This window comes from Paraclostridium sordellii, assembly GCF_000953675.1.
Taxonomy (GTDB): Bacteria; Bacillota; Clostridia; order Peptostreptococcales; family Peptostreptococcaceae; genus Paraclostridium; species Paraclostridium sordellii.
The window spans coordinates 1,648,935-1,661,278 of record NZ_LN679998.1 but is presented as its reverse complement, the minus strand read 5'-3'; the positions used below and the strand labels follow the sequence as shown (position 1 = coordinate 1,661,278).

Annotated in this window: 13 protein-coding genes and 1 riboswitch; all 13 genes read right to left on the bottom strand. The window is 27.4% G+C overall.

Annotated features, from left to right (window positions below):
- Positions 1–20: 20 nt before the first annotated feature.
- A complete protein-coding gene (ureA, locus tag ATCC9714_RS08015) occupies positions 21–323 on the bottom strand; it encodes an urease subunit gamma (RefSeq protein WP_021129780.1) in 303 nt (100 codons plus the stop codon).
- Positions 324–619: 296 nt separating this feature from the next.
- Positions 620–703, bottom strand: a riboswitch (cyclic di-GMP riboswitch).
- A 72-nt stretch (positions 704–775) separates the two neighbouring features.
- Positions 776–1,990, bottom strand: coding sequence for a sialidase family protein (locus tag ATCC9714_RS08010; RefSeq protein ID WP_081013596.1), 1,215 nt, complete (start codon positions 1,988–1,990; stop codon positions 776–778).
- A 250-nt stretch (positions 1,991–2,240) separates the two neighbouring features.
- Positions 2,241–3,533 (bottom strand): MFS transporter, encoded by a 1,293-nt coding sequence (locus ATCC9714_RS08005; protein WP_055328802.1) that lies wholly within the window; start codon positions 3,531–3,533, stop codon positions 2,241–2,243.
- Between the two features lie 26 nt (positions 3,534–3,559).
- A complete protein-coding gene (locus tag ATCC9714_RS08000; protein WP_057544972.1) occupies positions 3,560–4,729 on the bottom strand; it encodes an amidohydrolase in 1,170 nt (389 codons plus the stop codon).
- Positions 4,730–4,965: 236 nt separating this feature from the next.
- Positions 4,966–6,588: a PucR family transcriptional regulator gene (locus tag ATCC9714_RS07995; protein ID WP_057574273.1), complete on the bottom strand. Its 1,623-nt coding sequence runs from the start codon at positions 6,586–6,588 to the stop codon at positions 4,966–4,968.
- A 120-nt stretch (positions 6,589–6,708) separates the two neighbouring features.
- Positions 6,709–7,725: an ABC transporter permease gene (locus ATCC9714_RS07990; RefSeq protein ID WP_057544970.1), complete on the bottom strand. Its 1,017-nt coding sequence runs from the start codon at positions 7,723–7,725 to the stop codon at positions 6,709–6,711.
- Positions 7,725–8,471, bottom strand: a complete 747-nt coding sequence (locus tag ATCC9714_RS07985; RefSeq protein ID WP_057544969.1) for an ABC transporter permease — start codon at positions 8,469–8,471, stop codon at positions 7,725–7,727. Before ATCC9714_RS07985 ends, ATCC9714_RS07990 begins: the two co-directional genes overlap by 1 nt.
- Positions 8,472–8,482: 11 nt before the next feature.
- Positions 8,483–9,229, bottom strand: a complete 747-nt coding sequence (locus ATCC9714_RS07980) for an ABC transporter ATP-binding protein (RefSeq protein WP_021126273.1) — start codon at positions 9,227–9,229, stop codon at positions 8,483–8,485.
- 84 nt (positions 9,230–9,313) lie between these two features.
- The gene (locus tag ATCC9714_RS07975; protein WP_054629366.1) at positions 9,314–10,030 is read right to left on the bottom strand and encodes a PadR family transcriptional regulator; all 717 of its coding nucleotides are present in this window, start codon (positions 10,028–10,030) and stop codon (positions 9,314–9,316) included.
- Between the two features lie 163 nt (positions 10,031–10,193).
- A complete protein-coding gene (locus ATCC9714_RS07970) occupies positions 10,194–10,634 on the bottom strand; it encodes a DUF134 domain-containing protein (protein WP_057544968.1) in 441 nt (146 codons plus the stop codon).
- Positions 10,604–11,077 (bottom strand): Fur family transcriptional regulator, encoded by a 474-nt coding sequence (locus ATCC9714_RS07965; protein ID WP_055339395.1) that lies wholly within the window; start codon positions 11,075–11,077, stop codon positions 10,604–10,606. Before ATCC9714_RS07965 ends, ATCC9714_RS07970 begins: the two co-directional genes overlap by 31 nt.
- Entirely contained in the window at positions 11,070–11,438 is a 369-nt protein-coding gene (locus ATCC9714_RS07960; RefSeq protein WP_057544967.1) for a NifB/NifX family molybdenum-iron cluster-binding protein, read from the bottom strand. Before ATCC9714_RS07960 ends, ATCC9714_RS07965 begins: the two co-directional genes overlap by 8 nt.
- A 25-nt stretch (positions 11,439–11,463) precedes the next feature.
- Entirely contained in the window at positions 11,464–12,294 is an 831-nt protein-coding gene (locus ATCC9714_RS07955; RefSeq protein WP_021126277.1) for an Mrp/NBP35 family ATP-binding protein, read from the bottom strand.
- Positions 12,295–12,344: the final 50 nt, after the last annotated feature.

Below are 12,344 nucleotides of genomic sequence, written 5' to 3'. Positions count from 1 at the left end.
ATTTTATCTCCCCTTAAACCTTATTTTATAGGATTATGTACTGTTACTAATTTAGTTCCATCTGGAAATGTAGCTTCGATTTGAACTTCGTGTATCATTTCACTTACACCTTCCATTACATCTTCTTTTGTAAGAAGCTTTGTGCCTAGGTTCATTAGCTCAGTAACAGATTTTCCATCTCTAGCTAATTCTAGTAACTCTGAGCTTATATAAGCTACTGATTCTATATAATTAAGTTTAAGTCCCCTTTGCTTTCTTTTGCCTGCTAGTTCTCCTGCGTAATGTAACATAAGTTTTTCAATTTCTCTTTGTGTAATTCGCACTTTATTATCCTCCTTTATTATTAATAATAAAAGCTACTCCAAAGAGAGTAGCTTAAGCATATCTGAGCATATATAAAAAATAATATTATATTTAGGTATTTATAAAATAAAATTGTTAAGTATTTGACAATTAAAGGTGAATTAATTTATATATTCAATCCTTTAACTTTAAGTTATTAGATTTACTTATTTACTTTTATATTAAAAAAGCTACTCCAAAGAGAGTAGCGTAAATACACCTAAATATACATATAAAATTTATATGTATCAGATATAAAAACAAAAAGTTTTAACTCTTTGGCAACTGGCTGGCATAGTCTTTGACCTTAGCCCCTTTAGCTTTGCGTAGCTAGATTTCTCTAGGTTTGCATATTTATTTTTAATTATATTACTATTATAGTACTATAATTTTATTTTTTCTACTTTTTTTGTCAATGTTTTCCTTAATTTTTTTATTTTAATTTTTTATTATTCTCAAGAGATAAATAATAATCTGTTAAATCTTTATATTCTATATTTCCATTAGCTTCATAAAGTATACTTAATTTTCCATTATTGAAGGATAAACAAGAGTATCCACCACCACTTGAATTTCCATCTTCAGGGTATGGGATACATAGTTCTCTAACACCTTTAGATAAATCATCAAAGTCAACCATATAAACAGTTATGTTATCTCTAACATATCCACCTTTTGTATTTTTTGGTGCTGAAATAAATCCTAATCTATGTCCATCTTTTGCAGTAACTTTGATAAATGAACCTTGGCATCCAGACCCATTACCAGTAGATATTTTATTATGTAAAGGATCGTATACTTCCCAAGTAGATCCTAAATCATAAGATATATATGATGCTCTATAATTCTTTCCATCATTTCTAGAACTCATAATTAAAGCTCCATCCAATTCAATTACCATATTTTCAGAAGTTTTTGGATCAGGAACTTTATTTCCCATTGTCCATGTTTCTCCATTATCCTTTGAATATATAACTGATGAATAATAGTTGTTAGCATTGTTTTCTCTTAATGCAATTTGTATTGGCATTACTATTGTACCATCAGACATTACAATACCACTTCCAACACCGCCTAACCATCCAATAGTGTTACTTGGTTGATTTTTTATTCTTGCTTTATTTGTAGTTAAATCAACTTTATCAGACCATGTTTCTCCATTATCATCAGAATAAACCATTTGAACAGACCAGTCACTTCTTAAAGAAGTTGTACTACTTGCCCAATTTCCATTTTTATTCCATGATCCTGCAATTAATATTATTCTTCCTGTGTCTGTAACAACAGTTGTTGAATCCATTACACGAGAAAAAGTTGAATCAATACGATCATTTTCCATTACTGTTTTATATTCCCATGTTTGTCCATTATCAGTGCTTTTAGCAGCTCCAATATCTATGTATGCATGATCTGCTGCTCCATTATAACGAATATCTGAAAATGCTAGCATAGTACCATCTGCCAAAGTCTGAAGACTAGGTATTCTAAAATACTGTGCATTCCACGTATTGTCATTTTTATTAAATACAGTTGTTTTTTGAGGTTCATTAGTTGTGTTTAAATTACTTGCAAAGACACCATTGATATTACATGCTGACAAAACAATTGCCATACTTAATACTTTCAAAATTTTAATAAATTTTTTCATAGCTCTCCCCCTTTAATTTAAACTATTCTTTATATATTAATTTTAGTTAATTTTAGCATAATAATTTTTATTTTTTTGTCATAATCACTGGTTTATATTTATATTTTTTATAATTTCTCTGTTAATTTAATTAATTACTTTAGATAAATATATTTATTTATAAAAAAAAGATATTAACATAAATTATGTCAATATCTTTTTGTATCTTAATATCAAGGAATATACTAGAATATATATATAAAATATATTTTTATTTTACATCATATATATTTTGTGCACTTGTTTCTTTTGTGAAAAACGAAGCAACAACACTTATTGCTATTATCATAATTAAAACAAAATATGCCTTTTCATAACCAACTAATGGGGTATCTTTATAACTATCTAAAACCTTACCCATAATAACTGGGATAACAGCGGCTCCTAAAAATCCTACACAGTTTACAACTCCTGTAGCCATACCTGAAAGTCTTCTATCATTTACCTCATTTCCCATTGTCCAACACATAGTAAATGCTGATGAAACAAATCCAAATATAAATAAAAATGGAACAAGCATGTTAATAGGTACTCCAACGTATATAAGTACTATCCAGCATAATAAAGTTAAAGTCCCCGCAATAGTTAATGGCAATTTTCTACTTTTAAAATAATCTGAGATTTGCCCAAGTACTAAAGAACTTATAAGTGCCCCTGCTATAGTCACTATAACATAATTTGCTGATTGTACATTTGTTAAACTGTACTTTTCTATTAAGAATGAAACTCCATATGTACCCATAAATACAGTATAGGCTGTAGATAATCCAAAATATGCAATAGATATAACCCAAGTTCTTTTGTTTGATAATATTGATTTTAATGCTGGCATAACTTTTATATTAGATGCATCTATCGGTCTATTCTCAAGTTCATCCATTCCTGGAAGTCCCATATCTTTTGGATCATCTTTAACAAATATAAGCGTCAAGACTGTGAAAAATACCATTGCTAATCCCATAAAAATAAAAGTATTTCTCCATCCAAATTTTGCTGAGACTAGGGCTAGCGGAGTTTGTGCTAACATTGATCCTAAGTTTGCAACTACTCCAGATAATCCAACCATTAGTGCAAAGTTTTTTGAATAAAACCAACGTGATTGTATTTTTACCAAACATATAAATACAACAGATACTCCAATCCCTACCATAAAACGACCTATATAAGCAACATTTATACTAGGTGCCATACCAAAAGTTATAGAACCTATTGCAGCCAATATAGAAAACATTGATACTGTTTTTTTAGGACCTAGTTTATCAGCAAGTATTCCTGATGGTATCTGCATGATAAAATATGCGTAAAAATACATTGAACCTATATTTGCATATTCTAGTGATCCAATTTTAAATTCATTTTGTAAATCATTTTTAACAACGCCAACACCCATACGATGAAACGTTACAAATATATATACAGATGCTAATATTAACCAAACTATCCACCTATATCTTTCTATCTTCTTAATGTCATTGTCTTTAACTCCAACACTTTTTAATCCCATTAAATTATCCCCTTGTAAAATTATTTTTAGTTTTCATTTAAAAAATCTAAAGCAAATTGAACATGTAGTGCTACTCCATACTTAAGACATTCTTCATCTATTTTGAACTTCTCATGATGTGGATAATAAATACTATCTTTTTCCTTATTATTATAGCCAAGGTATGCATATACTCCTTTTGCATATTTCAAGTAATAAGGGAAATCTTCTGATCCCATTAGTTTAGGTCCTGATACAGTTTTTCCTTCACCTAGTATTTTTTTTGCTGAATTTTTTGCAATTATAGATAATTCTTCATCATTATAAAGACTTATTGCACTTTCTTCTATATTTACATCAACATTAATTTCATAAGCTTCTGCAATTGCTTTTGCATGTCTTTTTATACTTTGGTGGACAATTGCTCTTACTTTAGGGTTAAAGTATCTCATTGATATATCAAGGTTTGTGTACTTAGGAATTATATTAGCCTTAGTTCCTCCTATAAACCTTCCTACTGTAAGAACTACGGGCTCTTGTGGATCAATATTTTTAGTTGCTATTGCTTGTAATCCTGAAACAAAAGTACAAGCAGGATAAATAGTGTCTTTTGCAAGGTGTGGAGAAGATCCATGACCTGATATTCCTTCAAATTTTACATAAATAGTATCACACCCTGCCATTTTATATCCTGAATCAATATTTACATATCCAGTTTCAAGATCAGGCATACAATGTAGTCCAAAGCAAGCATCTACTCCATCCATTCCTCCATCTTTTATGATTTCTTTTGCTCCTGTAAAAGTTTCTTCTCCTTCTTGGAAAAAGAATTTAATATTTCCATTTATCTCATCTTTCATTTTAGAAAGTACTTTTGCTGCTCCAAGAAGCATTGCAGTGTGGGCATCATGACCACAAGCATGCATTAATCCATGTGTTTTTGATGAAAATTCAACACCTGATTCTTCTATTATAGGAAGTGCATCCATATCTGCTCTTAAAGCTATAGTTTTACCTTCTTTTTTTCCATTTAATATAGCTACCACTGATGTATTTCCTACTTTTTTATAAGGTATTCCTATATTTTCAAGCTCTTTAATAACCATTTCTTGAGTTTTAAATTCTCTTCCACTTAATTCAGGATACTTATGAAATTCTCGTCTTAAATTAATTACATATCCTTCAATATCTTTAGCTTTATTTAATATTTTAGACATTTAAACACCCCTTTAATTTATTATCATTTTCCTTAAATTAATATTATCAGCTAAATAAAACCTACATCAACGCAAATACTTTCCTTATATTTGACAAATATTATATAAATGAATAAATTTTCACTTTTCTATAATGATTAAGAAATTTTTTTCATGCTATATTCATTATATTTATAAAAAAATAAGATATCCGTATTTATTACGAATATCTTATAATAATTTATTTATTTTCTTGTCTAGTAAAATAACTTTAGTAAAATTTCTAATTTCAACCTATTCATAGGATCTTCTAAATCTATCTTTAGTAAATAAGTAATATCCTCTATTCTTTTTCGAACAGTATTTATATGTACATATAAATTTTTAGCTGTAAGACTAAAGTTCATCTTACATTCTAAATACACTTTTAGTGTATGTATATATTCTTTATACTTCTCATCCTCTAATAAAACGCTTATATCTCTTAGCATAATATTAACTTCATCATCTTTTATATCCATCCAAGCAAAAGCTCCTAAGTTTGAATAAGAACAAAACTCTTCTTTAGGATATAAAAGTTTTCCGATACTAATAGCTTTCTCTGCTCTTTGATAACTTTTCTTTGTTTCATAAATAAAGTCTGGAATATCTGATATACCAAAACTTAGTTCTAGATTATCTATGTCTAATTCTAAGCGCTTCTTTAAATTAGATAACTTCTCTTTTATAAGCTTAATATTTTGTTTTTCTGAAAATCTACTATTTTCTTTAATTAAAAATAAACAACTATTATCTTCTATGAATGATATTTTATAATCTTCAAATCCAAAAGCATTTCTTGTACAATTTTTTAAAGTCTCTCTTAATCCTGACAAGATAACTTTCTCATTGGTTTGATTCATTACGATAGTGTGAAATTTATCATTTATACTAATATTTAGATCATTAGCTATATTTATTATACTGTCTTTGTCTTTTAGATTATCATTTAAAATATTTTCTATGAATTTTTTAAATTGACTATCTTCCATAAGTTGCTTAACAAAAATTTGTTCATATAATTCTTGTATTAATAAAAATCCTATTCTTAAAGAAAATTGGTCAAAATAGTCAATAAGACCTGTAGCCTCAATAACAACAAAATATGCTTTAATTTTGTTATCTATAGTTATAGGGACTGTTATCCAACTAAATGGAGCTTCATATTTGCTATCATAGAACCTATATCTCGACATTTTTATATCTTTGCATAAAATCTCTTTACTATAATCAAAGGAAGGTTTCCAAAAGTCTTCTATATTTAAATCCTTAGATACTTCTTTAAATTTATTTGAACTATAATAAGCTTTATTATTTGATAAATCATAAAGCATTGCAGAAAAATTCATTTCATATTCAACAGCATTTAAAATTTTATTAATTTTTCTAACTTGATAGGATAAATCTAAAGACTTATTAGAATTTATTTCTTTAATATTAAATCGATTTATATTTTTATTCATTACTGTAACATTTAAGGCATTCATTATATCCATCCACGAATCTTTGTATGGAATATCTATTAAAGGTATTTTGTGTTTGTTAAATTGTTCAATAATATTTTCAGGTATTTCTTTTAAAAACCTTCCTACTTTAATTCCAAAGCAGGCTGTTCCTTTGAAGTATTTAGAGTTAATATATTCTTCAAATAGATTTGGATTTTTTATGAAAATATATCCTGAACTAATTACGAACTCTTTCTCTCTTGACCAATGAAATCCGTCTTCTGAGTCAAGTATAGTTACCCCTTGAATTTGATTGTTTAAACCATCTTTGCCTGCTAAAATTTTGTATTCTTTAAAAAACTCTGCATCAAGCATTTCTTTAACTGATATACCCATCCTCACACCAACCTTAGAAATTTAAATATGTCTTTATTATATACCAAATTAAGATAATTTTCTTAAAATTTAAAATACTACTATAAAATTATAGTAGTATTTTGTGTAAATTTATATAAGTTAATATTTCAATTTCTTTTCACCCACTTTACTAGATATAAATACTATAACACTAGAAAGTATTATAATAAGAATTATTACAGCCAAATTATTTCCATAAACAATACCTTTTTCCATAGAGGAAGTAAGTCCTATAATCCATTTTATAGGAGAAATATTACTTATAAGTTTCAATATATTAGGCATTTTTTCTATTGGTAAAAAAGCTCCCCCAAAAAGTGCCATTACTAAAGCTATTGATGAAGCTAATAAACTTGCTTGTAACTCACTATTTGATATTACTGTAAATAATATAGATACACTAGAAGCTATAATAGCTGTTACAATCCCTAAAACAATAAATTGACTTATAGTTATTCCCATATCTATTTTTAATATATATATAAATACTGAGGATACTAAAATTTGAATAATAGTATTTATAAGATTATAAATGTAATTACCTAATATATATCCAGATAACTTATTAGGTGTTGTTAAATATCTAAGTAATATTTTATCTTCCTTATCTTTTAACATAATTGAAGCTGACATAGTACAAGTTATAATTAAAGTAATAAATATAAACCCACTCCCTCTTTGAGATGCACTCAAACTTCCTTCATCTAAAATATTTAATAGTCCTTTAGTTTTATCAACATTACCACTATTAATAACTTCAGATACAGCTTTTTCAATCTCTATTTTCATATTTGTATCTAGGCAGTATACCTTAAAATCATTACCTTTTTTAAACTCGACTACCCCTAAGTATTTAGCTAAAATCATATCTGTATTAATGGTATTTTTATTTGCCCTACTTAAATTTACTCTATCTACAACGTTCATTTTTAACTTAGCTTCTTTATTAACATATTGATTTTCTATTACTCCAATATTAATAGATGGCTTCATCATATTGTTAATTCCTATAGCCACAATTATGGATAATAAGGGTAATAAGAAGGTTAAAACTAATTTCTTTTTATTTTTTAAACTTCTTATAAACTCATTCTTAGCTACTAGTAATGATATCATTATATAAATGCCTCCTTTTTAAAAGCTTTTATGGATACTATTGTAAATAACATACCTAAACCAAGTATTATAAATAAAGAAATCATATAAACATTTATTATATTGTCATTTAACATCATAAAAATCCCCCTATTTACCCATGTAAGTGGTGATATATAACTTATCATTTCAAAAACATTTCCAAGTGAACCTATAGGAAAAAAGCTTCCCCCAAGAACAGCCATTATTAAAATAGGTGTACTTACAATGTTTTTTATAGACATAAAATCTTTACTACAAAGTCCAATAAAAGTTCCAAAGGCTGATGACATAAAACCTAAACTTATTATAAGTACATATATCTCTAGAAACCTTCCTCTATAATCCACTTTAAATATTAAGTTACATACTAAAAGTAAAATTAGATTATATACAGATATAGCAATTGTTGCTGGAATTATTTTTGATAAAACTATAGAAGTTTTACTAATAGGAGCTATAATAAATCTTTCTCCACACTTATTTAAGCTTTCTTCTCTAGCAACATATATAAGAGTTATTGAAGATAAAAAAGTGCAAAAAGGAATAGTTACCATTGAGTAGTAGTAATATGATGTTATTCCACCTTCCTTAGAATAATAGTTAGTTGACATGTACCCTAATATAATAATTAACATTAATGGAAAAGTAATTCCATAGCCTATTAAAAAGGAGTCCTTTATTCTTTTTTTCATACCTAGTCTAAGTAATACTTTAAATTCATTCATAATATCCCCTCCTAATCTCTCAATTCTTTTCCTGTAATATATAAAAATATTTCTTCTAAATTGTTTAATCCTTTGCTACGATACTTTGTCTTAATTTCATCTTTATATCCAGATTCTATTATATTTCCATTGTCTAAAACAATAAGTCTAGTACATATAGCTTCTACTTCTTCCATATAATGGGATGTATATATTATTGTAGTTCCTTCATCTCTTAAATTCTTTGCTACTTCCAAGATATTATTTCTTGATTGGGGGTCTATGCCTACTGTTGGTTCATCCATTATCAAAATTTTAGGTTTATGAACTATTGAACATGCTATATTAATCCTTCTTTTCATACCTCCTGAAAATGAATCTGGATAATCATTTTTTCTATCATATAAACCTACCAACTCTAAAGTTTCATTCACTCTATTATTTAAATAACTTCCCTTTAATCCATAAAGAGATCCAAAAAACTTAACATTTTCATAAGCAGTTAAATCATTAAATAAAGCTATATCTTGAGGAACATACCCTAATAATTTTTTGAAATCATTATCATCTGAATTTACTTCTCTTCCTTCAAATAATACCTTTCCTTCATCAAAATTTAATATAGTTGTAATCATATTTATAGTTGTACTTTTACCTGCTCCATTAGGACCTAAAAATCCTAAAATCTCCCCCTCATTAACTTTAAAACTTAATCCATTTACTACTGTTCTCTCTCCAAAAGTTTTTCTAAGTGAGTTTATTTCTAAAATTGCACCCATAATATACCCTCCACTTTATATTAAATATTTCATATACAACATTGTATATATGCTTTAAATAAAAATGTAGTTTACAACTACATTTTATTTGCCTTGACTCATTAAATTCATCAATTCTTCAAGAGCTTCTTTTGACTTTTCTGGATTGTTTAAAATTATTTCTCTAAGCTCTTCAATTCTTTTTTTATCAGTTTTAATCTCATTATTTTTAGGCTCTTGAACTTCTCCAAAATCAATATTTTTAATCATTATTTCTTGATTTTGGCTGTATTTTACATACTCATCATACTCATCTATTATAGCTTTATGCCATCTTATAGAATCTTTAATTCCATTTACAGTCATTTCAAATGCTATCTTTTCAACCTGTAAGGTTGATTCATTTATTTTTATATCTTTCCAGTATTCCCAATACTCTAAGGTTTCTTCAAGATTTTTTATGTGCTTATTTATTATCTCTATAGCTTCATTTTTATCCAGTCTATTAAATGTTATTGGTATTATGAACTTATCTGTACCTATTGGCATAAGTGGTTTATCTAGTTCTTGTACTATAGTATTTTTAAGCTCAAGCTTTCCTTTTTCAGTTATTTTATATATTTTTCTAACTTTAGATCCAATAGTTTCTTCTTTGTATAGTTCTACTTCTCCATTTTTCTCCATCTTGCTTAAGGCGTAGTATATTGAACCTGATTTAACTTTTGCCCAAACATCTAGTCCTGTAGCTTGAATGAATTTTTGTATTTCATAGCCATGAGTTGATTTTATATTTAAGTAATATAAAATAATTAGTTTTACCATAATATTCTCCTTAGTTTATAGTTAAATATTTCTTATTAAGATAATTATATGCACAATGTTGTATATAGTCAACGTTTTTTACTCAACATTGTACATATTTATTTTTATGCATATAAAAAACTCATATAACCTGTATATGAGTTTTCATGTGTTTCAATAATTCTTATTCACTTTTATTGCACCATTTAGTACATATACTTGCTTTTTTGCTACAAATAACCTTATCAGATCCACAAGAAGGGCATTTTTCCTTATCTTGTGCATACTTTATTTCATACTCATTTCCACAGTTAAAACATTTAAATTTGCAAAATTTTGCTCTATAATTGCCTCCGTCAATACGTATAGCATGACCTTGAGTTAAAGCAATTGCAACTTTTTGCCTTGCTGTATCAATTATATTTTGGAAGGTTTGTCTAGAAACATTCATTTTTTTCGCACATTCTTCTTGACTAAGTGATTCTATATCCTTAAGTCTCATTGCCTCTAACTCTTCTAATTTTAAGTTTATCTCTTTTAACGTACATTGTTGCTTTCCTACGGGTGTAAAGTATGTATCTTCTGGGAAAAAATCTACTGTTCTAACTTTTGTTGGTCTTGCCACAAAAACTCCTCCTTACAGCTTTTACATAGTCCTGTAAACATTATATTTATATCATAAATATCTAAGTTACTTACTGATTCTACTTTTTGTTTTAAATCTAAACAATTAAGATTAATATCTTTATTATTTATATCAATTATACTATTACATTTAAAACATTTAAAGTGTATATGAAATGGATTTTTACTAAATATTTTAATCTCATAATAACTTGTTCCACTGATATTTATTTCTTTGACTATGTCTAACTCTGTAAATAGGTTTAAAGTTCTATAAACTGTAGTAATTCCAATATTTTGATTTTTTACTTTATCATGAATTTGCTTTGCATTTTTATGTTCTTTATTTTCTAGTAAAACCTCTAATATTATTTTCTTTTGTATGGTAAATTTATATCCCTTTTTTTTGAATAACTTTTTTATATACTCAATAGTTTCATTCATTTATCTGCCCATTGCAATGACCTTCATGTGCATGTTCTATACAAATACTTCCTGTTGATGTTATTTCTCCATTTATGTATTTTCGAACTACTTCATCACTTAGCCCTAAAGTTCCTACAATTACCTCTATATTATTTTGCCCAAATAATTCTTGTGCTGTAGATCCCATTCCACCAGAAATTATAATATCTACATTAAGTTCTTTTAGAAATACTGGCAAATATCCCGGTCTATGTCCTGGATTTTGTATATACTCTTTCTTTAAAATATTTTTATTTTCTACTTCATATATATCAAAGCCTTCACAATGTCCAAAATGTTCACTTACAATATTTCTCTCACAAGCGACTGCTATTTTCATAACTTACTTCTCCTAAATTATATTTTTATAATATTTTTTGTGATTTTTCAATTATGTTATTTACAATTGGTTCAAAAACTTCTTCTAAATTTTTATCATTTTGATTTTCTTGTCCTAAGTTACTTATACTACTTAGCATAGGAAGCTCTCCTAATAAATTTAAATTCATTTCACTTAAAAACTTATTGGTACTGTCTCCATTAAATAGTTTAATTTTCTTACGACAGTCCTCACAAGTAATGTAGCTCATATTCTCAATAACTCCTAAAATATCTATATTCATTTGCCTTGCCATATTAACAGCCTTTGATACTATCATAGATACCATATCTTGAGGAACGGATACCATTACAATTCCATTTAAAGGGATTGACTGCATAACCGTTAATGCTACATCACCTGTTCCTGGGGGCATATCTATAAGTAAGTAGTCTAATTCTCCCCATACAACATCTGTCCAAAATTGTTTTACTACTCCAGATATCATAGGTCCTCTCCATATAACTGGATCATTTTCATTATCTGTTAATAGGTTTAAAGACATAACTTTGATTCCATCTTTATTTATAATAGGTAATAATCCTTGTTCTACTGCAACTGCTCTTTGTTTGTTAACTCCTAATAGTCTAGGAATACTTGGACCAGTTATATCTGCATCTAATACTCCTACACTATAACCTTTTTTGATTAATCCTTTTGCTATTAAAGTGGATATAGATGATTTACCTACGCCTCCTTTTCCACTCATTACGCCAATTACATTTTTAATGTTGTTTAATGGGTTGTTTTCAACTGCACAACTTGACTTATCCTTTGTACAAGTTGAACCTGATGGACATGTTTTACAATTATCCATAGAATCATCTCCTAAGTTTTATTATTAGCATATGCTAATAATATGTTAGC